General features: G+C 69.0%; 22 protein-coding genes and 1 tRNA gene. 11 read left to right on the forward strand and 12 right to left on the reverse strand.

Annotated features, from left to right (window positions below; genetic code table 11):
• The first annotated feature begins 15 nt into the window (after positions 1 to 15).
• Positions 16 to 981 carry a quinone oxidoreductase gene (locus ABDW59_RS03310; protein WP_343628024.1) on the forward strand — a complete coding sequence of 322 codons (966 nt, stop codon included), beginning with the start codon at positions 16 to 18 and terminating at the stop codon, positions 979 to 981.
• Positions 982 to 1,096: 115 nt separating this feature from the next.
• On the forward strand, positions 1,097 to 1,663 hold the full coding sequence (locus ABDW59_RS03315) for a PilZ domain-containing protein (RefSeq protein WP_343628025.1): 567 nt from the start codon (positions 1,097 to 1,099) through the stop codon (positions 1,661 to 1,663).
• A gap of 5 nt (positions 1,664 to 1,668) precedes the next feature.
• On the opposite strand, the gene ABDW59_RS03320 is transcribed toward ABDW59_RS03315, so the two are convergent.
• Positions 1,669 to 1,743: transfer RNA gene (locus tag ABDW59_RS03320), tRNA-Gly, on the reverse strand.
• A 292-nt stretch (positions 1,744 to 2,035) separates the two neighbouring features.
• Here ABDW59_RS03320 and ABDW59_RS03325 point away from each other — a divergent pair.
• Together ABDW59_RS03325 and ABDW59_RS03330 are read left to right on the forward strand one after the other, a co-directional pair.
• Positions 2,036 to 3,244 carry an MFS transporter gene (locus tag ABDW59_RS03325; RefSeq protein WP_343628026.1) on the forward strand — a complete coding sequence of 403 codons (1,209 nt, stop codon included), beginning with the start codon at positions 2,036 to 2,038 and terminating at the stop codon, positions 3,242 to 3,244.
• A 175-nt stretch (positions 3,245 to 3,419) separates the two neighbouring features.
• Positions 3,420 to 4,337: an aspartyl/asparaginyl beta-hydroxylase domain-containing protein gene (locus ABDW59_RS03330; RefSeq protein WP_343628027.1), complete on the forward strand. Its 918-nt coding sequence runs from the start codon at positions 3,420 to 3,422 to the stop codon at positions 4,335 to 4,337.
• A 195-nt stretch (positions 4,338 to 4,532) separates the two neighbouring features.
• Here the strand turns inward: ABDW59_RS03330 and ABDW59_RS03335 are convergent, their stop codons facing one another.
• Positions 4,533 to 5,387: a class III extradiol ring-cleavage dioxygenase gene (locus ABDW59_RS03335; RefSeq protein WP_343628028.1), complete on the reverse strand. Its 855-nt coding sequence runs from the start codon at positions 5,385 to 5,387 to the stop codon at positions 4,533 to 4,535.
• Positions 5,388 to 5,510: 123 nt separating this feature from the next.
• Here ABDW59_RS03335 and ABDW59_RS03340 point away from each other — a divergent pair, with 123 nt between their 5' ends.
• Positions 5,511 to 8,111 (forward strand): FtsX-like permease family protein, encoded by a 2,601-nt coding sequence (locus ABDW59_RS03340; protein WP_343628029.1) that lies wholly within the window; start codon positions 5,511 to 5,513, stop codon positions 8,109 to 8,111.
• Between the two features lie 3 nt (positions 8,112 to 8,114).
• Here the strand turns inward: ABDW59_RS03340 and ABDW59_RS03345 are convergent, their stop codons facing one another.
• The 6 genes from ABDW59_RS03345 to ABDW59_RS03370 form a co-directional block, all read right to left on the reverse strand.
• A complete protein-coding gene (locus ABDW59_RS03345) occupies positions 8,115 to 10,247 on the reverse strand; it encodes a methyl-accepting chemotaxis protein (protein ID WP_343628031.1) in 2,133 nt (710 codons plus the stop codon).
• A 187-nt stretch (positions 10,248 to 10,434) separates the two neighbouring features.
• Positions 10,435 to 10,980 (reverse strand): chemotaxis protein CheW, encoded by a 546-nt coding sequence (locus ABDW59_RS03350; protein ID WP_343628032.1) that lies wholly within the window; start codon positions 10,978 to 10,980, stop codon positions 10,435 to 10,437.
• Between the two features lie 22 nt (positions 10,981 to 11,002).
• A complete protein-coding gene (locus tag ABDW59_RS03355; protein ID WP_343628033.1) occupies positions 11,003 to 12,898 on the reverse strand; it encodes a methyl-accepting chemotaxis protein in 1,896 nt (631 codons plus the stop codon).
• 64 nt (positions 12,899 to 12,962) lie between these two features.
• Complete coding sequence (locus ABDW59_RS03360; protein ID WP_343628034.1) at positions 12,963 to 15,116, reverse strand: chemotaxis protein CheW; 2,154 nt, start codon at positions 15,114 to 15,116, stop codon at positions 12,963 to 12,965.
• 19 nt (positions 15,117 to 15,135) lie between these two features.
• Positions 15,136 to 15,498 (reverse strand): response regulator, encoded by a 363-nt coding sequence (locus tag ABDW59_RS03365; protein WP_067068294.1) that lies wholly within the window; start codon positions 15,496 to 15,498, stop codon positions 15,136 to 15,138.
• A 133-nt stretch (positions 15,499 to 15,631) separates the two neighbouring features.
• Positions 15,632 to 16,087 carry a hypothetical protein gene (locus ABDW59_RS03370; protein ID WP_343628035.1) on the reverse strand — a complete coding sequence of 152 codons (456 nt, stop codon included), beginning with the start codon at positions 16,085 to 16,087 and terminating at the stop codon, positions 15,632 to 15,634.
• Positions 16,088 to 16,360: 273 nt separating this feature from the next.
• Here ABDW59_RS03370 and ABDW59_RS03375 point away from each other — a divergent pair, with 273 nt between their 5' ends.
• The 6 genes from ABDW59_RS03375 to ABDW59_RS03400 all read left to right on the forward strand — a co-directional run bounded on the left by ABDW59_RS03375 (position 16,361) and on the right by ABDW59_RS03400 (position 22,924).
• Positions 16,361 to 17,548 (forward strand): histidine kinase, encoded by a 1,188-nt coding sequence (locus ABDW59_RS03375; protein ID WP_343628036.1) that lies wholly within the window; start codon positions 16,361 to 16,363, stop codon positions 17,546 to 17,548.
• A complete protein-coding gene (locus ABDW59_RS03380; RefSeq protein WP_067068286.1) occupies positions 17,545 to 18,192 on the forward strand; it encodes a response regulator transcription factor in 648 nt (215 codons plus the stop codon). Before ABDW59_RS03375 ends, ABDW59_RS03380 begins: the two co-directional genes overlap by 4 nt.
• Before the next feature lie 191 nt (positions 18,193 to 18,383).
• On the forward strand, positions 18,384 to 19,610 hold the full coding sequence (locus tag ABDW59_RS03385) for an efflux RND transporter periplasmic adaptor subunit (protein WP_343628038.1): 1,227 nt from the start codon (positions 18,384 to 18,386) through the stop codon (positions 19,608 to 19,610).
• A 96-nt stretch (positions 19,611 to 19,706) separates the two neighbouring features.
• Entirely contained in the window at positions 19,707 to 20,417 is a 711-nt protein-coding gene (locus ABDW59_RS03390) for an ABC transporter ATP-binding protein (RefSeq protein ID WP_343628040.1), read from the forward strand.
• Positions 20,418 to 20,435: 18 nt separating this feature from the next.
• On the forward strand, positions 20,436 to 21,605 hold the full coding sequence (locus ABDW59_RS03395; protein WP_343628042.1) for an ABC transporter permease: 1,170 nt from the start codon (positions 20,436 to 20,438) through the stop codon (positions 21,603 to 21,605).
• 2 nt (positions 21,606 to 21,607) lie between these two features.
• Positions 21,608 to 22,924, forward strand: a complete 1,317-nt coding sequence (locus tag ABDW59_RS03400; RefSeq protein ID WP_343628043.1) for an ABC transporter permease — start codon at positions 21,608 to 21,610, stop codon at positions 22,922 to 22,924.
• Between the two features lie 235 nt (positions 22,925 to 23,159).
• On the opposite strand, the gene fliR is transcribed toward ABDW59_RS03400, so the two are convergent.
• From fliR to ABDW59_RS03420, 4 genes are all read right to left on the reverse strand, one after another.
• Complete coding sequence (gene fliR, locus ABDW59_RS03405) at positions 23,160 to 23,924, reverse strand: flagellar biosynthetic protein FliR (RefSeq protein WP_343628044.1); 765 nt, start codon at positions 23,922 to 23,924, stop codon at positions 23,160 to 23,162.
• Between the two features lie 56 nt (positions 23,925 to 23,980).
• Positions 23,981 to 24,250 (reverse strand): flagellar biosynthesis protein FliQ, encoded by a 270-nt coding sequence (gene fliQ, locus ABDW59_RS03410; protein ID WP_343628046.1) that lies wholly within the window; start codon positions 24,248 to 24,250, stop codon positions 23,981 to 23,983.
• 54 nt (positions 24,251 to 24,304) lie between these two features.
• Positions 24,305 to 25,063, reverse strand: a complete 759-nt coding sequence (gene fliP, locus ABDW59_RS03415; RefSeq protein WP_343628047.1) for a flagellar type III secretion system pore protein FliP — start codon at positions 25,061 to 25,063, stop codon at positions 24,305 to 24,307.
• Between the two features lie 85 nt (positions 25,064 to 25,148).
• Positions 25,149 to 25,526, reverse strand: a complete 378-nt coding sequence (locus ABDW59_RS03420) for a flagellar biosynthetic protein FliO (RefSeq protein ID WP_343628048.1) — start codon at positions 25,524 to 25,526, stop codon at positions 25,149 to 25,151.
• Positions 25,527 to 25,651 lie beyond the last annotated feature (125 nt).

Raw genomic sequence — 25,651 nt, forward strand, 5'->3', positions numbered from 1 at the left:
TTAAAGGAGTCGACGATGAAGGCGATGGTGATGACGCGACCGGGCGGACCGGAGGTGATGGATTGGATGTCGCGTCCGGACCCGGTGCCCGGGCCTGGACAGGTGCTGGTCGAGGTGGCGGCGGCCGGCGTCAACTTCATGGACATCGGCGTGCGGCGCGGCGGCTTCTGGTCGGAGTTCCAGTACCCGAAGCCGCTGGGGGTCGAGGGCGCAGGCCGAGTGCTGGAGGTGGGCGAGGGCGTGCGGGACTTCGAGCCGGGTCAGCGGGTCGCCTGGGTCTACGCGCCGGGCAGCTACGCGGACAAGGTGCTGATTCCCGCTGCGTCTCTGGTGCCGGTGCCCGACGCCATCGACGACAGGACCGCGGCGGCGGTGATGATGCAGGGGCTGACCGCCAGCCACTTCGCCACCGACTTCCATCCGGTGCAAGCGGGCGAGATCGCCCTGGTCCACGCCGCCGCCGGTGGGCTGGGGCTGCTGCTGACGCAGATCATCAAGCTGCGCGGCGGGCGCGTGATCGGACGGGTCTCGTCGGCGGACAAGGTCGAGGCTGCGCGCGAGGCCGGCGCCGACCAGGTGATCGTCGACCGCGAGGGCCGCTTCGCCGACGAGGTGATCCGGCTCTCCGACGGCGGCGTGCATGTGGTCTATGACGGCTCGGGGCCGGCGACATTCCAGGGATCGATGGACGCGTTGCGCCCGTCGGGGACCTTTGCCTGGTTCGGCCCCGTGCTGGGCGGTCCGGCGCCCATCGACGTCATGAAGCTGCCGCGCAGCATCAAGCTGGGCTATCCGGTCTTCATGGATCACGTGCGCAGCACGCAGCTGCTGCGTGAGCGCTCGGCGCGGTTGTTCGACTGGATCGCAGCCGGGCAGTTGCGGGTGCGCATCGGCGCCGAGTACCCGCTCGGCGAGGTCGCTCGGGCGCACGAGGCGATGGAGAGCCGGTCGACGGTGGGCAAGCTGCTGCTGATCCCGTGAGGCGGGCCGGCCCAGATCTCCGGGCGTGAAGTTTTTCGCGGTCGACGCGTGTGGTTACAGCTGGGGGCGGCGGGATTCGGCTTACAAGGCGAAGCCTTTGCATCACGACCGCCCCATGTTCCTGCTCCGCCCCCGCTCGAAACGCACCGGCAACTCCCCCGAGTCGGTGCTGGATCCGATGATGCCGACTGCTGCTCCCGAGGCGGGCTCGGCAGTGCCGGTCGGCGCGACGGCGGAGGGGGAAGCGGGCGCCATCGAGGCGCCCACCGAAGCACTCGACGCGGAGCTCGAGATCGAGCGCCGCAGCACGCCCAGACGCGGCGTCCCCCTGGGCCCCGCATTTCGGGCAGCGTTCACCTGGATGGGCAAGCCGCGCGATTTCATCCTCGACGACCTCTCGCTAGGCGGGGTGGGCATGCGCGCGCCGCTGGAATTCGGCCGCGGGATTCACCCCGGTCAGACGCTGCAGCAGGTCCGGCTGACGCTGGACGTGCACGGGTCGCTGGTGGTCGACCTGCATGTGCGTTCACGGCGTGGGTTCCGGTCTTTCCTTGCGGGCGAGCAGGCCTATCTGGGCTGCCAGTTCGGCGCCCTGGGCACGCGTGAGCAAGAGGAGCTGCAGCGCGTGCTTGCGCTGCTGGATCCGGCCCGGTACGGGCAACGCGGCAGCGAAGCCGGCTGAACGAGTGGAGCGGGCGAAGGGAGTCGAACCCTCGTCATTGGCTTGGGAAGCCAAGGTAATGGCCGTTATACGACGCCCGCTCTGGGCCTCCGCCGGCGCCGTCACCTGAGGTCACGGCGCGGGGAAGGCACGGAGTGTAGCGCGGTCCGCCCCCGTTTCCGGCGACGCCGCGCGGCCCCGCACGGGCGGCCAGCGACCCCTGCGGCCATCGGGCTGTCAGAAACGTGTTGGAATGCTGAACATTCCCTGAACGTCCGCTATCCGGTCCTGTCGCGCCAGCGCGCGACCCCGGACCGTCCGGCGTTCCCGTCGTTCAGGCGGTCCGCGGCCCCGGCCGTGGCGCTTGCCGCCCCAGCCGTATCGCTCCTGCCCATGTCCGCCGCGCCGCCTCTCGACTCCTCCGACCTCTCGACCCAGGCGCTGCCGCCCGGCGCCCGCACCGGCTGGGCGCTGCTGGCGCTGGCCATCGGCGGCTTCGCGATCGGCACGACCGAGTTCGCGGCCATGAGCCTGGTCCCCTTCTTCGCGCCCGACCTGGGCATCGACGCGCCCACCGCCGGCCACGTGATCAGCGCCTACGCGCTGGGCGTGGTGGTCGGTGCGCCGCTGCTGGCGGTGCTGGGCGCCCGCATGCCGCGGCGCTCGCTGCTGATCCTGCTGATGCTGGCTTTCGCGGTCGGCAACCTGCTCAGCGCGGTGGCGCCCAGCTATCACGCGATGCTGCTGTTCCGCTTCCTGAGCGGCCTGCCGCATGGCGCCTATTTCGGTGTCGGCGCGCTGGTGGCGGCCTCGATGGTGGCGCCGGAGCGCCGCGCCCGCGCGGTCAGTTTCATGATGCTGGGCCTGACGGTGGCCACCATCGTCGGCGTGCCGCTGGCCAACGCGCTGGGGCAGTGGGCCGGCTGGCGATGGGGCTTCGGCGTCGTCGCGGTGATGGCGCTGATCACCGCCGCGCTGATCGCGATGCACGCGCCGCGCGACGCGGTGCGGGCCGGCGCCAGCGCGATGCGCGAGCTCGGCGCCCTGGGCCGCCGCCAGGTCTGGCTGACGCTGGGGATCGCAACCATCGGCTTCGGCGGCATGTTCGCCGTCTACACCTACCTGGGCTCCACGCTGCTGGAGGTCACCGGCACCGGGCCCGGCATGCTGCCGGTGGTGCTGAGCGTCTTCGGCATGGGCATGACGGCGGGGACCATCGTCTCGGCCTGGGCTGCGGACCGGGCGCTGATGCCCACCGTCGGCGGGCTGCTGCTGTGGAGCGCCGCCTCGCTGGCGCTGTATCCCTTCGCCGCGGGCAGCCTGTGGACGCTGATCCCGGTCGTCTTCCTGATCGGCTGCGGCGGCGGACTCGGCGCCGTGCTGCAGACCCGGCTGATGGACGTCGCCGGCGAGGCCCAGACCCTGGCCGCCGCGCTCAACCATTCGGCCTTCAACGCGGCCAATGCGTTGGGGCCCTGGCTGGGCGGGCTGGCGATCTCGGCCGGGCTGGGCTGGACCTCGACCGGCTGGGTCGGCGTGGTGCTGGCCTTCGGCGGACTGGCGTTCTGGGGCGTGTCGCTGGCGGTGGACAGGCGCCGCTGATCGCCCGCCCGTGGCCGGGCCGTGCGTTCCGTCATCGGCGTGACGCCGGCCGATGGCGCGCGGCTCCTGCGGGAATGCCCTCATCCGGCGATAATCCCCGGCTTTGCGGCGCATCCTCCTGGAATCGCTCCGCAGGTGTTTGACGCCCCATCCGGCGTCCTCTGGAGAGATTCACATGGCCGACTGGCTGCCGCCGACCCGCTACTGGGTGCTGGCGATCTTCATCATCTCGGCGCTCTACGCCCACTTCCGCGGGCGCGTGCGCTTCAAGCTGTCGCGCGCGCTGACCGACTTCACCGTGCTGATCTCGCCGATCAACGCGCTGATGTACCTGTTCTCGCGCGCCCCGGCCACGCCTTACATCAAGACCGACCAGTTCCAGGAGCTGCAGCTGCTGCGCGACAACTGGCAGGTCATCCGCGACGAGGCCCTGCGCCTGAACGACGAGGGCTACATCAAGGCCGCGTCCGGCTACAACGACATCGGCTTCAACTCGTTCTTCCGCACCGGCTGGAAGCGCTTCTATCTGAAGTGGTATGACCGGGACATGGACTCGGCCCAGCAGCTGTGCCCCAAGACCGTGGAGCTGCTCAAGCGCATCCCGACGGTGAAGGCGGCGATGTTCGCGTCGCTGCCTCCCGGCGCGCGGCTGGTGCGGCATCGCGACCCGTATGCGGGCTCGCTGCGCTATCACCTGGGGCTGACCACGCCCAACGATCCGGGCTGCTACATCGACGTCGACGGCGAGCAGTACCACTGGCGCGACGGCGAGGACGTGATCTTCGACGAGACCTTCATCCATTACGCCGAGAACACCACGCAGCATCAGCGCGTGATCCTGTTCTGCGATGTGGAGCGGCCGCTGTTCTTCGCGCCGACGCGCTGGTTGAACCGCTGGTTCGGCAAGCTGGTGATGACCGCCGCCGCGACGCAGAACCTGGAGAGCGAACCCATCGGGGGGCTCAACAAGTTCTTCTATCACGCGTACAAGGTGCGGCTGTTCTTCAAGGCCTTCAAGGCGAAGAGCCGGACCGGCTACTACATCACCAAGTGGGTGTTGATCCTGGGCATCCTGGCGGCGATCTTCATCTGACGGGCACGACGTCCGTCGCAACGACAATTGGCTCCCTGCGGGAGCCAATTGTCGTTTGGGGGAGGGGCTTGCCGCCTTCGCGGCCAAGGGCCCGTGGCCCCACGGCCGCTCGGCAACCCGGCGGCTTGGTGAATCCGACCGAGCTTGCTGATCAGACCCGGCGGCCGGTTGGAGCCGCGGCAGAGATTGCGCCCGTCAGACGGAAGCCGCCTCTTTCTCCAGCTGCGCGGCCAGCGCGCTGCCCTGCGGGCCGAAGGCGTAGGCGTCCATGCCCAGGCAGCCGAAGGTGACGCCCTCGTGCAGGCGCAGCGGGGCGTCGTCGCGGCCACCGGCGCCCGCGGCCACGTACCAGGGCAGCAGATGCTCGTCGGTCGGATGCATCAGCACCGCGCTCGGAGCCAGGCGGCGGTAGTCGGCCAGCGAGGTCCAGTCGCGCTCCGACGAACGCTCCGCCATCCAGCCGCGGAAGGCCGCCGATTCGGGCATCTCGGGCGAGCGCTCCTCGGGCCGTTGGCCCGCGCCGTTCGGGCGGAACAGCAGCCGCAGGTTGTGCGTGATGCTGCCGGTGGCCAGGATCAGCACGCCCTCGCTGGAGAGCGCCGCCAGCCGCTCGCCCAGCGCCATCAGCTCCGACGGTGCGGCATGCGGATCGAAGGCCAGCGGCACGACCGGGACGTCTGCCTCCGGATAGATGTAGCGCAGCGCCGTCCAGATGCCGTGATCCAGGCCGCCGTGATCGAGGACTGGCACCTGCAGCGCGGCGCCGATGGAGGCGGCCAGTGTGGGCTCCCCCGGCGCGTCGTAGCGAAGCTGGTAGAGCGCGGGCGGGAAGCCGCCGAAGTCGTAGATCGCCTCGTGATGGGCGCCGCCCAGCAACACCGATTCGCGCGCCGTCGTGTGCGCGGACACGGCCAGCACCGCCTTGGGGCGGCCCCAGCCGGCGTCCAGCGCCACGCCCAGGCGTCGCATGAACTGACCGGCGTCGCCGGGCTCCAGCGCGATCATGGGCGAGCCGTGCGACACGAACAGGGGAGGGAAGACGGAGTTCATGACATCGATTGGACGCCCCGGTCCGCGCCCCATCGTCAAAACCGCTTGCACGGACTGTTCAAGCCGACTGCACGACGGCATGACCTTGCGGCGCCCGGGCACGCGCTTCGCTACAGTCCGCGCATGAGCGCGCATTCCTCTCCCTCGTCCGCCGGCACCACGCAAGCGTCCTCGCCTCAAACGACCACGACCGGAGCGCCCCGGCGGCGCCCGCCTTCGCTGTGGCGTCAGAGCGCGCTCCAGACCTGGCGCGACGCCCGCGCCGGCGAGCTCCACCTGCTGATCCTGGCGCTGATGCTGGCGGTGGCGGCGGTCTGCGCGGTTGCGTTCCTGTCGGACCGGCTGGACCAGGGGCTGCGTCGCGACGCGGCCCAGCTGCTGGGCGGCGACGCGGTCGTCGCCAGCGACCAGCCTACGCCTGCCGCGGTGCGCGAGCTGGCGGCCAAGCTCAACCTGCGCAGCGTCGACACGCTGAACTTCCCCAGCATGGCCCGCGCCAACGAGGACCAGGGCGGCGGCAGCCGACTGGTGGCGGTGAAGGCGGTCGGCGCGACCTATCCGCTGCGGGGCGCGCTCGCGCTCAAGGACGGCCGGCAGGTCGGTGCGCCGGCGGCGGGCACGGTCTGGGTCGACCCGGGCGTTTTGAGCGCGCTGGGCCTGAAGGTCGGCGATCCGCTGCTGCTGGGCGACAGCACGCTGCGCATCGGCGGCGAGATCGCCAACGAGCCCGACCGCGGCGCCGGCTTCCTGAACTTCGCGCCGCGCGTGATGCTGGCGCAGGCCGACCTGGCCGCGACCGGCCTGGTGCAGCCGGCCAGCCGCATCACCTATCGCTACGCGGTGATCGGCAATGAGCTCGGCGTCAAGCAGTTCAGCGCCGAAACCAGCCTGCAAATGAAATCCGGCCACTGGCGCGGCGTGCGGCTGGAGTCGCTGGAGACCGGCCGGCCCGAGATGCGCCAGACCCTGGACCGGGCGACCAAGTTCCTGAACCTCGTCGCGCTGCTGGCGGCGCTGCTGGCCGCGATCGCGGTCGCGCTCGCCGCGCGTGAATTCGCGAATCGCCACCTCGACGACTGCGCCATGCTGCGCGTGCTCGGCCAACCGCAGCGCCGGCTGGCCTGGGTGTTCACGCTGGAGTTCGCCGGCGTCGGCTTCATCGCCAGCGCGGTCGGCGTGCTGCTGGGCTTCCTGCTGCACTTCGGCTTCATCGCGCTGCTGGCCGGGTTGATCTCGGTGGACCTGCCTTCGGCCGGCATCTGGCCGGTGCTGCTGGGCCTGGGCATGGGCATGAGCCTGCTGCTGGGCTTCGGTCTGCCGCCGGTGCTGCAGCTGGCGGCCGTGCCGCCGCTGCGCGTGATCCGCCGTGAGCTGGGCCGGCCCAAGCTGGGCTCGCTGGCCGTGCTGGTGGCGGGTGTCGCCGGCTTCGCGGCGGTGCTCACCGCGCTGTCGGCCGACTGGCGCCTGGGCCTGATCGCCACTGGCGGTTTCGCGGTCGCGCTGGGCGTCTTCGCGCTGCTGGCCTATGGCGCGGTGATCGCGCTGCGCAAGCTGGTGCCGCAGGCCGGCGCGCCGCGCTGGCTGCTGCTGGCCACGCGCCAGGTCGCCGCGCGGCCGGCCTTCGCGGTGTTGCAGGTGGGCTCGCTGTCGCTGGGCCTGCTGGCGCTGGCGCTGCTGGTGCTGCTGCGCACCGACCTGATCACCAGCTGGCGCGCCGCGACGCCAGCCAACGCGCCGGACCGCTTCGTCATCAACATCCAGCCCGACCAGGCCGCGGGCTTCCGCGCCGACCTGGACCGCGCCGGCGTCAAGGACTACGACTGGTACCCGATGATCCGCGGCCGATTGGTCGCCATCAATGGCACCGAGGTCCGCGCCAACCAGTTCACCGAGGAACGCGCCCAGCGCCTGGTCGAGCGCGAGTTCAACCTCAGCCACACCGGCGCGCTGCCCTCGCACAACCAGCTCTCCAAAGGGACCTGGACGGCGCAGGAGAAGGACGGCGTCAGCGTCGAGCAGGGCCTGGCCGACCAGCTCGGCCTGAAGCTGGGCGACCGCCTGAAGTTCGACATCGCCGGCATGCTGATCGAGTCCAGGATCACGTCGCTGCGGAAGGTGGACTGGGGCTCGATGCGGGTCAACTTCTTCGTGCTCTACCCGCGCGCGGAGATGCCCGAGCTGCCCGTGAGCTTCATCTCCGCCTACCGCTCACCGGCGGGCGAGGGCGCGCCCGCCGCGCTGGATCGCAAGCTGGTCAACGAGTTCCCCAACCTGACGCTGATCGATGTCTCCGCCGAGCTGGCGCAGGTGCAGGGCGTGCTGGAGCAAGTGATCATGGCCGTGCAGCTGCTGTTCGCGGTGGCGCTGGCGCTGGGTGTGGTCGTGCTGCTGGTGGCGGCGGTGGGCTCACGCGATGCGCGCACCCGCGAGTTCGCGCTGATGCGGGCTTTCGGCGCGTCGAGCACGCTGATGGCGTCGGTGCAGCGGGCCGAGCTGCTGGGGCTGGGGGCGCTCGCGGGCCTGCTGGCCGGCGGCGCGGCGCAGGCGCTGGGCTGGGCGCTCACGCATTACGCCTTCGATTTCGAATGGCAGTTCAAGCCCTGGGTGCTGATCGGCACGACCATCGGCGGCGCCGTGCTGGCGCAGCTCGCCGGCTGGTGGGCGCTGCGCGGCGTGCTGCAGCGTCCGGTGGTGCAGACGCTGCGCGAGGCCGATACGAACTGAGCGTCAGAAGGTTTCCCAGTCCCCGTCGTCGACCTTGGGGGAGGGCGCCGGCGCGGGAGCGGGCCGGGGTGCCGCAGGCGCGGCCGCCACGGACACCGGCGCCGATGCCGCGCCCGCCGCGGCCACCACCGGCTTGGCTGCAGGGCGCGCGCCGGGCTTCGTCGTGTAGGTCTTGGGCGCCGATGCGCTGGTCGCGGCGCCGGGCGTGGACGTTGACGCCGCCGCGGTCGATGCCGATGCGGACTTCGCCGCCACGCTCGTCTTGACGAGCGGCTTGTGAGCCGCCGCCATCGCCGGTCCGTCATTCCCCAAGCGGAACACCGACACGATCTCCGTCAGCCGGTGCGCCTGGTCCTTCAGGCTCTCGGCGGCCGCGGCCGATTCCTCGACCAGCGCCGCGTTCTGCTGCGTCATGCGGTCCAGCTGCGTGACCGCGTCGTTGACCTGCGCGATGCCGCCGCTCTGCTCGGTGGACGCGGCGGTGATCTCGCCGATGATGTCCGTTACCCGCTGCACGCTGTGCACGATGTCGTTCATCGACGCGCCCGCCGCCTCGACCAGCCGCGAGCCGGCCTCCACGCGATCGACGCTGGCGCCGATCAGGGCCTTGATCTCCTTGGCCGCCTCGGCGCTGCGCTGCGCCAGCGAGCGCACCTCGCTCGCCACCACCGCGAAGCCGCGGCCCTGCTCGCCGGCGCGCGCCGCTTCGACCGCCGCGTTCAAGGCCAGGATGTTGGTCTGGAAGGCGATGCCGTCGATGGTGCCGATGATGTCGTTGATCTTCTTGGAGCTGGCGTTGATCTCGTCCATGGTCGAGACCACCTGGCTCACCACCTCGCCGCCCTTGGCCGCCGCGCTGGAGGCGCTGGAGGCGAGCTGATTGGCCGTCTGAGCCGCATCCGCGGTCTGCCGCACCGTGGCGGTCAGCTGCTCCATCGACGAGGCCGCCTGCTGCAGATTGGACGCCGTCTGCTCGGTGCGCTGGGACAGGTCTTGCGCGCCGATGGCGATCTCGCTGGAGGCGGTCGAGATCGAGTTGCTGGCCGAGCGCACGTCCAGCAGCATGCGCTGGATCTTCTCGGCGAAGACGTTGAAGGAGGACGCGATCCGGCCGACCTCGTCGCGTCCGCCCGAGGGCAGGCGCTGGGTCAGGTCGCCGTCGCCGGCGCTGATGTCGTCCAACGCCGCGCGCACCTGATCGACGCCGCGCAGCATCGCGGCGATGGTGCCGGTCATCGCCAGCGCGGCGATGGCCATCATGATCAGCGCGGTGATCACGGCGGTGCGCAGCAGCGCGCTCAACGAGCCCAGCGCCTCATCCTTGCGTGCCGCGACGAAGAGCTGCCAATCAGTCTCCGGCACCGGCGTGCCGCTGATCAGGAACTTGTTGTCGCCGACCTTGGCCTCGACCCAGCCGGCTTTCGGATCCAGCGCGTCCTTGAGGGCGGCGGCGCTGAGCTGCTCCGAGACCGCGCTCGCGTCCTTGAGCGCCAGCGAGGCGTCCGGATGGGCGACGACCTTGCCGTCCTTGGACAGCAGGAAGGCGAAGCCGCCGGGCGTGGGCTTGATCGCCTTGACCGTGGCGACGACGTCGTCCAGGAACACGTCCGAGGCGATCACCGCCTTGGTCGAGCCGCCGCTCTTGTCGGCGCTCGCGAAGGTCACGACCAGGCGGCCCTTGGAGGCGTCCATGTAAGGCGCCGTCAGCACCACGCCGGAGGCCTGCGCCGCGCCGGTGTACCAGGGGCGGCTGGTGGGGTCGTAATCGGCGGGGAGGTTCTGCGGGGTGTTGAAGACGATCTTCTTGTCGGCGAAACCGACGTAGGCCGCTTCCAGCCGTCCCGACTTCTGCGCCTGCTGGAGCAGGGGGACCGGGTCCGCCGCGCTGACCGCCGGCTGCAGCGACTGCACGATGTCGCGCTGCGTGCGGACCCATTGGTGGATGGCGTCGGCGCGCGCCGCGGCCAGCTCATCCAGCGCCTCCGACACCTGCCGCTCGGTATGCCCGCGCACGGTCAGGTAGTTGGCCACCGTGATCGCCAGCAGCGTCAACGCGACGATGCCGACACCCAGCGAGATCAATCGCGTCTTGATCGAGTCGAACATGAACCGGCCCTCCGAAGTGGCTTGCTCCATGCGGCGGGCGTCCGCTCCTGTGCGGGGACGCTCCGCGCGCTGACTCCCTTTTTGCCGGCGCGCGCTTGATGCGGCGGCGCTGCCGGCTCCCAACGACTTTCGACGATCAACGGTCACCGCTGCGGCTGCGTCGGGCCCGTCGACGGCCCAAGTCAAAACGCCCGGCAGTGCCGGGCGTTTCGTTCGATCAGGCGGCGGTCATCGCATCCATCAGACCCATGTCCGCGCTGGACATCAGGCCCTCGATGTCGATCAGGATCAACATGCGCTCGGCGACCGCGCCGATGCCCATGATGAAGCTGGTGTTGACGGTGCTGGAGCTCAGCTCCGGCGCCGGGCGGATGACGTCGCGGTTCAGCTCGAGCACGTCGGACACCGAGTCCACCACCGCGCCGACGACGCGATTCTTGACGTTCAGCACGATGACCACGGTGAAGCTGTTGTACTCGGCCGTGGCGCAGCCCAGCTTCAGACGCAGGTCGACGATGGGGACGATCACGCCGCGCAGGTTGACGACGCCCTTGATGAAGTCCGGTGCGTTGGCGATGCGGGTGGGCTGCTCGTAGGAACGGATCTCCTGGACCTTCAGGATGTCGATGCCGTATTCCTCCTGGCCCAGGCGGAAGGTCAGGTACTCCCCGCTGGCGGGCGCGGCGCTGGCGGCGCCTTGCGGGACCAGGGAGCCGGAGCCTGCTTGCACGACTTGGGTGCCGGGTTGTTGGACGATTTCCATGTGTGACCTCTTGAGCGGCGGATTAGAAGGTTTCCCAGTCGCCGTCGGCGGCGGTGGTTGCCGGGACCGCCGGCGCGGGAGTGAAGGGGGTGGACGCCGCCTTGGGCGCGACCGTGGATTTTGCGGCGAAGCCGGCCGTCGTGGCGCTCTTGACCGCGCTCTTGCCCCCGGTCTTCGTGACCGGCTTGACGGTCTTGGCCGCCGCCTTCACGGCCACGGGCTTCACGGCGGGCGTCGTCGATGCCGTCGATGGGGCAGTGGACGCTGGCTTGGCGGCGCTGAACTGCGGCTCGCTCTTCACGGCCGGCTTGGCGGGCGCCGACGCGAACAGCGCCGAGCTGGTCGCCGCGTTGCCGCCCACGCGGAAGCGGTCGACCACCGCGCCCAGGCGCTCGGCCTGGTCCTTGAGGCTCTCGGCGGCGGCGGCGGATTGCTCCACCAGCGCGGCGTTCTGCTGCGTCATCTGATCCAGGTTGCTCACGCCCTGGTTGACCTGGCTGATGCCGTCGCTCTGCTCGCTGGAGGCGGCGGTGATCTCGCCGATGATGTCGGTCACGCGCTGCACGCTGGCGACGATGTCGCTCATGGTCGTGCCCGCTTCCTGCACCAGGCGCGAGCCGGTCTCGACCCGCTCGACGCTGGCGCCGATCAGGGTCTTGATCTCGCGCGCGGCCTCGGCGCTGCGCTGGGCCAGCGAGCGCACCTCACCGGCCACGACCGCGAAGCCGCGGCCCTGTTCACCGGCGCGCGCGGCCTCGACCGCGGCGTTCAGCGCCAGGATGTTGGTCTGGAAGGCGATGCCGTCGATGGTGCCGATGATGTCGCTGATGCGTTTGGAACTGGTGTTGATCTCGTCCATCGTCGAGACCACCTGGCTCACCACGTCACCGCCCTTGGCTGCCGCACCGGAGGCGGAGGAGGCCAGCTGGTTGGCGGTACGGGCGCTGTCGGCGGTCTGCTTGACGGTGCCCGTCAGCTGGACCAGCGAGGACGCGGCTTCCTGCAGATTCGACGCGGTCTGCTCGGTCCGGCTGGACAGGTCCTGGTTGCCGGAGGCGATCTCCACCGACGCGGTGCGGATGGAATCAGCGGCGGTGCGCAGCTGGCCGACCATGGCCTGCAGCGCTTCCTGCATGCGGTGCAGCGAGCGCATCAGCTTGGACGCCTCGTCCACGCCTTCGACCGGCTTCATGCTGCGGGACAGATCGCCCTCGGCGATCGCGGCGGCCAGCGCTTCGGCCTCGGCCAGCGGCGCGCAGATGGTCTGCATGTTCAGCAGGGTCAGCGGCACCACGATCACCGCGGCGAAGACCAGCACCAGCACGAAGGTCGTCAGCACGCCGCCCTGCGTGCTCTCGATGCCCTGGCGCATGTCCTGGGACTGCGCTTCCAGGCGCTTGCTCAGCTCGTCGAGCTGCTTCTCGGCCTCGACCACCTGGTCCTTGGCGGGCTGCAGCAGACGGTCGGCCACGGCGGCGTGGTCGTAGGCGCCCGACTCCAGCTGCGTCACGACGTTCGCGGCCTTGGCGGCATAGGTCTCCAGCGCGGCCTGCAGCTTCTTGATCGCGTCCTGGTCGTCCGGGGCGCTGAGCTTGGCCAACGCGGCCAGTTCCTCCGAGGCCTTCTTGCGGGCGGCGTCCCACTTGGCGTGGCGCTCCTTCACCACCTCGGGCTTCTCGTAGTTGATGATCATGTCCTTCTCATGGACACGCAGCTTGCCCATGGAGCTGGTCAGATCGCTGATCAGGTGGCTCCGGGCGGTGGACTTCTCCAGGAACTCCTGGGTCTGACCGCGCATCGACTGCATGCCGAAGAGTCCCACGCTGCCCACGATCAGCAGCAGGACCAGCACGATGGCGATCGCGCCGATCATCCGGGTGCGGATGCTGAACTGACGCATCAGTGCACTGAAATTCATGTTGACCTCTTATGCCTGAGGCGGCCGGTCCCTTGACCGGCGCGCCCTCAAATTCGACCTGGGCTCAATGCCGCGAGCGGCGCACCAGGCTGCCCACGTCCAGGATCAGCGCGACGCGGCCGTCGCCCATGATCGTGGCGCCCGACACGTCGGTGACCTTGCGGTAATTGGCTTCCAGGTTCTTGACCACGACCTGCTGTTGACCCAGCAGCTCGTCGACCAGCAGCGCCACGCGACCGCCTTCGGCCTCGACCACGACCATGATCGAGCTGACATGCTCGAAGTCGAAGCGGGGGACGTTGAAGACCTGCTCGAGCTCGACCACGGGCATGTACTCGTCGCGGACCTCGACCACGCGGCCGGAGCCGCCCACGGTCTTGATGGTGTCGGACTGGACCTGGAAGGACTCGACCACCGACGACAGCGGCAGGATGTAGACCTCTTCGCCCACGCCCACGCTCATGCCGTCCATGATGGCCAGCGTCAGCGGCAGCCGCACCGAGACCTTCATGCCGTAGCCCTCGGCGGAGTCGATCTCCACGGTGCCGCCCAGCGAGGTGATGTTCTTCTTGACCACGTCCATGCCGACGCCGCGGCCGGACACGTCGGTGACCTGGTCGGCGGTGGAGAAGCCCGGCGCGAAGATCAGACCCCAGACTTCCTGATCGGTCATGGTGTCGGGGGCGTCGATGCCCTTTTCACGCGCCTTCTTGATCAGCTTGTCGCGGTTCAGGCCGCGGCCGTCGTCGCGGACCTCGATCACGATGGAGCCGCCCTGATGCGAGGCGACCAGCGTGATCGTGCCCTGCTCGGGCTTGCCCTTGGCGATGCGGTCGGCGGGCAGCTCGATGCCGTGGTCGCAGCTGTTGCGCACCAGGTGGGTCAGCGGGTCGGTGATCTTCTCGACCAGGCCCTTGTCCAGCTCGGTGGCTTCGCCCTGCGTGACCAGCTCGACCTTCTTGCCCAGCTTGGCCGCCAGGTCGCGCAGCATGCGCGGGAAGCGGTTGAACACGACCGACATCGGAATCATGCGGATGGACATGACCGATTCCTGCAGGTCGCGCGTGTTGCGCTCCAGGTCGGCCAGGCCCGAGGCCAGCTGTTGATACAGGCCCGGATCCAGGTTGCGGCTGTTCTGCGCCAGCATGGCCTGGGTGATGACGAGCTCGCCCACCAGGTTGATCAGCTGGTCGACCTTCTCGACCGAGACGCGCAGCGTGGACTGGTCCATGTTGGCGCCGCCGGCGCGCGGCGCGACGTCGGTGCGGGCTGGCGTGGCGGGCTTGGCGGCCGGCACGGGCACGGCGGCCTTGGGGGCCTCTTCCGGCTTGGGCTCGGCGGCGACACCGGCGGGCACGCCCGGGGCGTCGTCGAAGAAGCCGTAGCCCGGGTCTTCGTCCTTCTTGGCCTCGACCGGGGGCGCGCCGGGCGCGCCCTCATGGAAGCCGTAACCCTCGCCCAGCGGCAGGATCTTCACTTCCTCGCGCGAGACGTGGAAGGTGAACAGGTCCAGCAGGTCGTTGTCGGTGCTGCTGGTCAGGACCTTGAAACGGCGCATGCCGTCGGCCGAGATGCCGCCATCCAGCGGCTCGATCGTGCCCAGGTCGGTGATCTCCTTGAACAGATCGACCAGGTTGTCGGCCTGCGCGGGATTGCTCAGCGGACCGACCAGCAGCTCGAGCTGGCGCACGGTCGACTTCAGCGGGGCAGGGGCGGCGGCGGCCGGCGCGGGCGCCGGGGCGGCCTGCGGCGCGGGGGCCGGAGCGGGCGCGGCGGCGCGCGCGCCATCCAGCGTGCCGCCGTCGACCAGGGTACGGATGCTGCTCAGCAGTTCGCTGGTGTCCACCGCGTCGGCGCCCGAACCCTGATGACGGGCCAGTTGCGCCTTGAGCGCGTCGCCCGACTGCAGCAGCACGTCCACCATCTGGGACGTGGGGGCCAGTTCGTGACGGCGCAGCTTGTCCAGCAGCGTCTCCATCTGGTGGGTCAGCTCGGCCACGTCGTTGAAGCCGAACGTGGCGGCGCCGCCCTTGATCGAGTGCGCGCATCGGAAGATGGCATTCATCTGCTCATCGTCCGGATTGTCGATGTCCAGATTCAGGAGCAGCTGCTCCATGTTGTCCAGGTTCTCGCCCGCCTCTTCGAAGAAGACTTGGTAGAACTGGCTCAGGTCAATGCCGGCGCCCAGGTTCGCGCCTTCGGAGGTCATGTCTCCCATCGATATCTCCCGCGTGGACTCAGCGAATCACCTTGCCGATCACTTCGATCAGCTTGGCCGGGTCGAAAGGCTTGACCAGCCAGCCAGTGGCGCCGGCGGCGCGGCCGGCCTGCTTCATCTGGTCGCTGGACTCGGTGGTCAGGATCAGGATCGGCGTGGTCTTGAACTTGGGATTGTCACGCAGCTTCTTGGTCAGGCTGATGCCATCCATCCGCGGCATGTTCTGGTCGGTCAGCACCAGGTCGAAATCGCGCTGGGACGACTTCTCCCAGGCGTCCTGCCCGTCCACCGCCTCCACGACGTTGAAACCCGCATTCTTGAGGGTGAACGAGACCATCTGGCGCATGGAGGCCGAATCGTCTACGGCGAGGATCGAGGGCATTTTGAGTTCTCCGGATGACTTGCGTGTTTTCGGGTGGACCCGACAATTCTTGATGACGATGAGGTCCCTGGGATGACGCCGCCGACGGTTTCCGTGACGTAAGCGTCAGAAGCGGCGTCGAGGAACGGAACAATCAGAACAACTCGATCGACCCCGCGTCCATCTCGTCCTGCGTCACGGGGTTGGGTCGCAGCGGGGCGCTCTCGACGACGGCCATGCCGTCCTCGTCGTCCCCGAAGGTGTCTCGGGCCAGTTGGTCCGAGCAGTTGCGCAGCCGCTGACTCGTGTGCGCGATCAGCTGCGTGGACATGTCCTGGAACTGCAGCGCGGTGATCGCACCGGCCAGATGCAGCATCAACTGCTGCAGCGCGTCCTGATCCTTGGCGTCGGGCAGGCGCTCGCGCATCTGGTCGACCAGTCCGGACGCACCGAAGAAATGGGTCGACAAGGCCTCGCAAGCGTCGTCCAGCAAACGCTGCAAGCGCTCCAGGTCATTGTTGACCGTCATCAAGTGGTCTTGCAGCTCGGCCGCGGCCAGCAGCGGCATCAAGCCGCCATCCGGCTCCACCGCTGTCTCATCGATTTGCATCTTGGCTCCAACTAGGGCGTCCTGCTGCGTGATCACGTCTGCCCAACTCAGACGTGCGCCCGGACATTTGCGGCTGACAAGAATCTTCGGCCTTTGTATCGAATCTGTCGACGGGACTAACTGGTCAAAGTCAGTCCAATAACGTAGATCGACCAGGGGACACAAATTCTCGATAAGGGTAAACCCAAGACTCTACGGTTTCTAGCCCACATAAAGCTGCGGGTCCACCTGCACAGATGAGGGATACGCGACAAACTTGGCATACTCGCGGCCATGCCGACTGTCCCCCTCGCCGAGCGCCGCCTGCGTTTGCTGCACATCGAAGATTCCGACCTGGATCACCAACTGATCCTGGCCCAGTTGCAACGCGCCGGACTGCGCTTCGAGGTCACCCGGCTGGACACGCTGCCCGACATCGAGGCCGCCCTGGACCGGCCCTGGGACGCGATCATTTCGGACTACAACCTGCCCGGTTTCTCGGGTCTGGTGGTGCTGGACATCATCAAGCAGCGGCAACTGGTGCTCCCTTTCGTCCTGGTCTCGGGGGAGATCGGCGAGGACACCGCGGTGGCCGCGATGCGCACCGGCGCCTCGGATTACCTGCTCAAGAACAACCTGGCGCGGCTGGCGCCGTCGCTGCTGCATGCGATCGAGTCCTGCGAGGCGCAGCGCGCGCGGCAGGAGGCGGATCGGGAGCTGCTCAAGTCCAAGCAGCAACTGCATGAACTGGCCGGCCATCTGCAGACCAGCGTGGAGATGGAGCGCGCGGCCATCGCGCGCGAGATCCATGACGACGTCGGCGGCTCGCTGACGGCGCTCAAGTTCGATCTGGCCTGGATCGCGCGGCACAGCAAGGATGAGGACGTGCAGCAGCGCGTGCAGTCGGCGCTGGAGACCGTCACCAGCGCCATCGAATCGAGCCAGCGGATCATGCACAACCTGCGCCCGGCCATCCTGGAACAAGGATTGCTGGCAGCGGTGCAATGGCTGGCGGCGCGCTTCGAGCGCCGGACCGGCATCGCGACCGCCGTGCGGCATGTGGGCGAGCAGTTCCAGCTGCCGCCGGGCGTGCCGCTGGTGGCCTACCGCTGTGCGCAGGAAGCGCTGACCAATGTGTCCAAGCATGCCGAGGCAAGCAAGGTCGAGGTGGAGCTGAGCATGGAGGGCGGGGTGCTGACGCTGGAGATCAAGGACAACGGGCGCGGTGTGGCGCCGGGCGATCTGAGCAAGGCGCGCAGCTTCGGCATCCGCGGCCTGCGCGAGCGCGCGGCCACGGTCGGCGGCTGGGTGGATCTGAGCACGGGCCCGCAGGGCACGGCGCTGATCCTGTCGGTGCCGCTGCGCGGGGTGATCGCCGCGCTGGACTTCGACGACGAGGACGACGACAGGCCCGCCCCGGCGGTCAAGGCCGACGCGCCGGCCGTCACGGCGCACGACCCCTCCTCGTGGGGCGACCTATGATCAAAGTCATCCTCTGCGACGACCATGCGCTGATCCGCCGCGGTATCCGGGACACGCTGTCCGACGCGCCCGACATCGAGGTGGTCGGCGAGGCCGGCGACTACGGCGAGCTGCGCAGCCTGATGCGCACGCTGCCCGCCGACAAGCAATGCGACGTGCTGGTGCTGGACATCAACATGCCGGGCCGCAGCGGTCTGGACGTGCTGCACGTGCTCAAGGACGAGGGCGCCACCACGCGGGTGCTGATCGTCTCCATGTACCCCGAGGACCAGTACGCCATCCGCGCGCTGCGCGCCGGCGCCTTCGGCTACGTGAACAAGGGCGGCGATCCGCAGCTGCTGGTGCAGGCGGTGCGCACGGTGGCACAGGGCCGCAAGTACGTGACGCCCGAAATCGCCCAGATGCTGGTCGAGAGCCTGACCGCGCCGGCCCCCGAGCAGGCGCATCAGAAGCTGTCCGACCGCGAGCTGCAGACGCTGGTGATGATCGCCTCGGGCAAGCGCCTGTCGGACATCGCCGAGGAGCTGATGCTCAGCCCCAAGACCGTCAGCGTGTACCGCGCCCGGGTGCTGGAGAAGCTGGCGCTGTCCAACAACTCCGAGCTCACCGTCTACGCCATCCGCAACGGCCTGGTCGAAAGCTGAGCCCGCTTCCGCGTGTCGAACGCGGGGTCTGCCGTTCGTCGTCCCCCGAGGGCATTCGCGACCGCCATCCGCCATTCGTCGCAAGTCAGGATTGACGCGCGCCGGGCGCCGCGCAGAATTCGCCCCGATCCGAACAAGACCTCGCCGACTTGGCGAGTCCGCACTCCAAGGGGGCTGTCATCGATACCGCATTGTTGAAAGAACTGCGCATCCAGGGCACGGAGCGTGACGACCACGGCGGCGGACCGCCCAAGTGGGTCTGGACTCTGGTGGCGGTGATCGTCGTGCTGGCCTTGCTGGCCGGCGGCGGCTGGTGGTGGTGGCGACAGTCCCAGGTGCCCGAGGTCGAGACCGCGAACGCCCTGTCCCGCGGGGGCGCCGGCGGCGGCAACGCGGTGCTGCAGGCCACCGGCTATGTGACGGCGCGCCGCTCGGCGACGGTGTCCACGCAGATCACCGGCACCCTGACCGAGGTGCTGTTCGAGGAGGGCGATCGGATCGCCAAGGGCCAGGTGCTGGCGCGGCTGGAGGACGCGGCGCTGCGCGCCTCGCTGGCGATGGCGCAGGCCAACGTGAAGAGCGCTCAGGCCAATGTGGTGGCGACGCAGGCCCAGCTGGCGCAGGCTCAGGCCGACCTGAAGCGCCAGGACGAGTTGTCCGCCAGCGGCATGACCACCAAGCAGGCCGCCGAGCAGGCGCGCACCGCGGTCAACGCCTACACCGCCCAGGTCGAGGCCCGTCGCCGCGAGGCCGATGCCGCGATGGCGCAGGCGGCGCAGGCGCAGGTCCAGTTCGATTACACGGTGGTCAAGGCGCCCTTCGCCGGCGTCATCACCGCCAAGGCGGCGCAGGTGGGCGAGATTGTCTCCCCGCTGTCCGCCGGCGGCGGCTTCACCCGGACCGGCGTGGGCACCATCGTCGACATGGACTCGCTGGAGATCGACGTGGACGTGAACGAGGCCTACATCGGCCAGGTCAAGGCCGACATGCCGGCCGAGGCCGTGCTGGACGCCTATCCCGACTGGCGCATCGGCGCGCACGTGATCGCGGTCGTGCCCTCGGCCGACCGCGGCAAGGCGACGGTGAAGGTGCGCGTGGCGCTGGAGCAGAAGGATGCGCGCGTCGTGCCCGACATGGGCGTGCGCGTGTCCTTCCTGGCGCCCAAGCAGACCGGTCAGGTCGCGCCGCCGCCGGGCGTGCTGGTGCCCAAGTCCGCGGTCGTGACGCGGGACGGCGCGGACGTGGTGTTCGTCGTCGTCGGCCAGAACGCCGCGGCGCGCAAGGTCAAGCAGGGGACGCCGCTGGGCGCCCAGGCGGTGGTGCTGGACGGGGTCAAGCCCGGCGAGCCCATCGTCGTGAATCCGCCCGAGGACCTGAAGGACGGCGGCCAGATCCGCCTGGTCGCCTCGGGCAAATAGTCGGCAGTCCGTCGATTGGGAGTGCCGCCGCGCGTCGTGAGGACGTGGGGCGGCGATGCCGCGCGCCCGCGCAGGCATGACGCGTTTGAACCGTTGATGCGAGGAGTCACCGTGAGCAAGTTGATCGAGATCCGGGACCTGTCCAAGGTCTACACCCGAGGCAAGCAGAAGGTGGAGGTGCTGCACCACATCGATCTGGACGTTGAGCAGGGGGCCTTCCTGGCTTTGATGGGGCCCTCGGGCTCCGGCAAGACGACCTTGCTGAATCTGATCGGCGGGCTGGACCAGCCCAGCGGCGGCAGCATCGCCATCGGCGGCGATCGCATCGACCAGCTCGGCACCGGCGCGCTGGCCAAGTGGCGCGCGGCCAAGGTCGGCTTCGTGTTCCAGTTCTACAACCTGATGCCCATGCTCTCGGCGCAGCGCAACGTCGAGTTGCCGCTGCTGCTGACCAAGCTCTCCGCCGCCGAGCGCCGCAAGCGCGCCGCGATCGCGCTGCAGCTGGTGGGCCTGTCGGACCGCGCCAGCCACAAGCCGACCGAACTGTCGGGCGGGCAGCAGCAGCGCGTGTCGATCGCACGGGCCATCGTGTCCGACCCCACGCTGCTGGTCTGCGACGAGCCCACCGGAGACCTGGACCGCCAGTCGGCCGAGGACGTGCTGGCGCTGCTGCAGGCGCTGAACCGCGATCACGGGAAGACCATCGTGATGGTCACCCACGATCCCAAGGCGGCCGAGCGCGCCGGCCAGATCCTGCATCTGGACAAGGGCACCCTGGTCGAGCAGACCGCCCGCGTCACGGCCTGACCCCCAGCGAGGCATGCCATGAAATACCTTCATCTCATCTGGGCGGCGCTGTTCCGGCGCAAGCTCAGGACGGTGCTGACGCTGGTGTCCATCATCACGGCCTTCCTGCTGTTCGGCCTGCTGGACGCGGTGCGCACCTCCTTCGACCAGGCCGGCCAGAGCGCCAACGGCGCGTCGCGGCTGCAATCGGGCTCGCGGCTCTCGTTCATCCAGACGCTGCCCATGTCGCTGCAACAGCGCATCGAGGCGGTGGACGGCGTGAAGCTGGTGACCTACGCCAACTGGTTCGGCGGCGCCTATCAGGACCCGCACAACCAGGTCTTCAGCTTCGCCGTGCCGCCCAACTACCTGGACATGTATCCGGAGATGGTCGTCACCGAGCAGGCCCGCAAGGCCTTCGTGTCCACGCGCATCGGCGCGCTGGTGGGCGAGGGCCTGGCGCGCAAGTTCAACTGGAAGGTCGGGGACAAGATCCCGATGCAGTCGACCATCTTCCCGGACCGCAACGGCAGCAAGGACTGGCAGTTCGAGATCGTCGGCCTGATCCATGCGGCCGACAAGAAGACCGGCGGCTGGTACGACCAGATGTTCCTGCTGAACTGGAAGTACTTCGACGACACGACGCCCTACAACCGCGGTCAGGTCGGCTGGTACGTGACCAGCGTGAAAGATGCGAATCAGGCGGACCGCGTGGCCAAGGCGATCGACGCGATCTCGGCCAACTCGGACCATGAGACCCGCACGCAGACCGAGCAGGCGGCGATGGCCTCCTGGATGAAGCAGGTGGCCGACATCGGGCTGATCGTCAGCTCCATCATGGGCGCGGTGTTCTTCACGCTGCTGCTGCTGTCGGGCAATACGATGATGCAGGCGGTGCGGGAGCGCACCGGCGAGATCGCCGTGCTCAAGACCATCGGTTTCTCGGAGGTCAGCGTGCTGCTGATGGTGCTGGCGGAGTCGGTGCTGCTGCTGGTGATCGGCGGCGTGATCGGCCTCGGTCTGGCGAGCGTCATCGGACCGGCCGTCAGCGCCGGCAGCGGGGGAGCGCTCAATCTGCCGGCCGCGGGGCTGGGCAGCTGGGCCATGGGCGTGGGGCTGATGGTGCTGTTCGGCGTGATCGTCGGCGCGCTGCCGGCGCTCAACGCGATGCGCTTGAACATCACCGATGCGCTGGCGGGGAGGGCCTGAACATGAAATTCCTGAAACGACTCGGTTTGCTGGCGCTGCTGGTCCTGGTGCTGGTGGCGTGGGTGAAGTTGCCGTGGTTCGGCGCGCTGGGCCTGGCCGTGGTGCTGGCGCTGTGGATGCTGCTGTCGCGCCGCGGAGCGCAGGCGCGCTCGGTCACCAGCGTGGGCGTGAGCACGCTGCCGCAGCGGCTGGGCTCCTCGGCGGTGATCGTCGTGGGCATCGCCGGCGTGGTCGGCGTGCTGGTAGCGCTGCTGGCGATGGCCGAGGGCTATGCGGAGACGCTGCGCAAGTCAGGCAGCGAGGACACCGCCATCGTGCTGCGCGGCGCGTCGGCGGCGGAAGTCGCGTCGGTGCTGTCGCGCGACGACATCACGCAGATCGCGCAGGCGCCCGGCGTGGCCAAGTCCGCGAAGGGCGAGCCGCTGGTCTCCGCCGAGACCGTGGTCGCGGCCAACCTGCCGGTCAAGGGCACGACCACCGACGACGAGGGCAGCGTGCAGGTGCGCGGTGTGGGCGACGAGGCCTTCGCGGTGCGGCCGCAGGTCAAGATCGTCGCCGGCCGCAAGTTCCAGCCGGGGCTCAAGGAGCTGATCGTCGGTCAGGGCGCGGCGCGCCAGTTCGAGGGCCTGGAGCCGGGCAAGCAGATCCGACTGGGCAGTCAGATGTGGACGGTGGCTGGGGTCTTCGCCTCGGGGGACTCGATGGAATCGGAGCTGTGGGCCGATGCGCCTGTGGTGGCCGATACCTACCGGCGGGGCGCGAGCCGCAATTCGGTGACGGTGAAGCTGACGGACGCAAAGGCGTTCAAGGACTTCAAGGCTGCGCTGGAGGCGAATCCGCAGCTCAAGGTCGACGCGACGACGACGCTGGCCTTCTTCTCCAAGCAATCGGAGCAGATGACGAAGATCCTGCGCGGGATCGGGATCGTGGTGGGATCGATCATGGCGATCGGTGCGGTCTTCGGGGCGCTGAACACCATGTTCGCCGCGGTCGCGACGCGTGCGCGGGAGATCGCGACGCTGCGCGCGATCGGCTTCCCCGGTCTTCCGGTGGTGGTGGCGGTGATGCTGGAGACCATGCTGCTGGCGGCGCTGGGCGGGATCATCGGCGGGGCGATCGCCTACCTGCTGTTCAACGGGCACGCGGCGTCGACGATGGCGGCGGGCTCGGTGGGCAAGCTGAGCTTCGAGCTGCGGGTGTCGGGACAGCTGCTGTGGGAGGGGCTCAAGTGGGCCCTGGCCATCGGCTTCATCGGCGGGCTGTTCCCGGCGGTGCGGGCGGCGAGCGTGCCGGTGACGACGGCGTTGCGGGAGTTGTGATGCGCTGAGGAGCCGCGCCGCTGCGACGCGGCGCGGCCCTGACTCATCATGCTCCTGCACTCGCAGGCGTGTCCCGCAACGAGCGTTGCTGACTTAGCTTTTGTTCAGACCTGACCCTCGGCTGAACATGATTCGAACTGGTTGTCGATGGGGGAGAAAAAGCAAACAAAAATGCCCCCGAAGGAGGGTGCGTCGAGGGCCGCCGGAGGGGCGGCGAGGCGCGTCCGGCGCCGCGCTAGTTGAAGGCCGCGAGCAACCGCTCCAACGCGATCTCGAAGGGCTGGTGCATGAGCGGCAGCGTCGCCACCAGGCCCACCAGCCCGATGCTCACCGTCAGCGGGAAGCCGACCGAGAACACGTTCAGCTGCGGCGCCACGCGCGAGATGATGCCCAGCACCAGGTTCACGAACATCAGCATCGTGATCAGCGGCAGCGCGATCCACAACCCGATGCGGAAGACCTCCGCCCCCCAGACCTGTGGCTGCGCCACGCGCAGGAAGCGGAAGGGCTCGTCACCGACGGGGAAGGCCTGGAAGCTGGCCACCAGCGCATTGATCAGCATCAGATGGCCGTTGATCGCGATGAACAGGAAGGCCACCATCGACCCGAGAAAACGCGAGGAGGACGTGCCCTGCGCGCCGGTCGACGGGTCGAAGAAGCCGGCGAAGTTCAAGCCCATCTGCAGACCGATCAGCTCACCCGCGAACTCCAGCGACGCGAACACCAGCCGCACCGCGAAACCCATCGCCAGGCCGATCAGCATCTGCTGCGCGACCGCGGTGAGGATCTGCGGGAGCGAGTCCAGCGGGATGGTCGGCATCACCGGCAACGAGGGCTGCGCCGCCACCGCGATGAACAGCGCCAGCCCGATCCGCACCCGCGTCGGCACGTTGCGCTGGCTGAAGACCGGCATGCCGGCGAACAGCGCCAGCGTGCGCAGGAAGGGCCACAGGATCGGATTGATCCAGGCCAGCAGCTGGGCTTCGTTGAAGGTCAGCATCGGACGGCAGCAGGGTGTCGGCGCGCGGCGCTATGGACAGGAGCCCGGGCGCGGCCTCAGCCCAGCGCCTGCGGGATGCTCTGCAGCGTCCGCTGGATGTATTCGACCAGGGTCGAGATCATCCAGGGGCCGGCCACCGCCAGCACCAGCACGGCCGCGACGATCTTGGGCACGAAGGACAGCGTCGATTCGTTGATCTGCGTCGCCGCCTGGAAGACCGACACCAGCACCCCGACCGCCAGCACCGTCAGCAGAATCGGCGCCGCCACCAGCAGCAGCACGTACAAGCCCTGCTGGCCGATCGTGAAGACCTGTTGCGCATCCATCGTCCTGTCCTTTCTTGTCCGCTGCCCGTGTCGCCGCGATGCCGCTACTCGCCGCTACTGCGCGAACGAGGCCGCCAGCGATCCCAGCAGCAGATTCCAGCCGTCTGCCAGCACGAACAGCATCAGCTTGAACGGGAGCGACACCAGCACCGGCGACAGCATCATCATCCCCAGGCTCATCAGCACGCTCGAGACGATCATGTCGATCACCAGGAAGGGGATGAAGATCAGGAAGGCGATCTGGAACGCGGACTTGAGCTCGCTGGTCACGAAGGCCGGCACCAGCACGCGGAAGGGCACGTTCTCGGGCGCGACGTTGGGCTCGAGCTTGGCCAGCTTGGCGAACAGCGCGACGTCGGATTGGCGCGTCTGCTTGAGCATGAAGGCGCGCATCGGGACCTGGGCCCGCTCCAGCGCGACCTCGAAGCCGATCTGGCCCGCTTGATACGGCTGCCAGGCCTCGGCATAGACGCGGTCCAGGGTCGGGCTCATGACGAAGAAGGTCAGGAACAGCGACAGGCCGACGATGACCTGATTCGGGGGCGCCGCCTGCGTGCCCAGTGCCTGACGCAGCAGCGACAGCACGATCACGATGCGGGTGAAGCCCGTCATCATCAGCAGCACTGCGGGCAGGAAGCCCAGCGCGGTGAAGAACAGCAGGGTCTGGATGGGGACCGAGTAGCTGTTGCCGCCGGCGCCCTGGCCGATGATCAGCGGGACGCTGGCGCCGTTGCCGCTCTGCTGCGCCCAGGCCGCCGCGCCCAGGCCGCCGAGCGCAAGCACCGCGCCCGCGCCGAGCACGCGGCGCAGCATGCGCCTGGCGGGCCGGGGAGCAGCAGTGGCGGAAGCCGTAGCTTCAGCGGAGCAAGAAGTCGAAGCCGTCATGCGCGGACCCCGATCAGGTCGAAGACCCGGTACCGGGGCCATCGGCGTTCCTGCCCCCCAGGCTGCGCTTGAGCATCGAGGAGAACGAGGGCTGGGCCGCTTGCAGCGCCACGCCGGCGTCGGCCTGCGGCGGCATCACATGCAGCGTGCGGATCTGCTGGCCGGTGATGCCCAGGACCAGCCACTGCCGGTCCTCGTTCTGGCCCACCTCGACGATCACGATGCGTTGGCTCGGGGCGATCACCAGCTGCGCGACGGTGCGCAGTTGACCGCCCAAGGCCGCACCGCCCAGCGGCGTGCGTTTGAGCAGCCACAGCACGATCGGGATCAAGGCCAGGATGGCCAGGAACCAGAGCAGGGGAACGATGCTGTTGTTCATGCCGGAGTTCATGGGCGGCGATTATGACCGGCGCGAAGGGCGCCAGAACGCGAGCAGGCGGTCCGCTGGCCAGGCGCCATGCGCAGCCGGACTCCTGTCCGGCGAGCGCGGCAACGACGCCAGCGTGCCGTGTGCGA

The organism is Roseateles sp. (assembly GCF_039595295.1).
Classification (GTDB): Bacteria; Pseudomonadota; Gammaproteobacteria; order Burkholderiales; family Burkholderiaceae_C; genus Roseateles.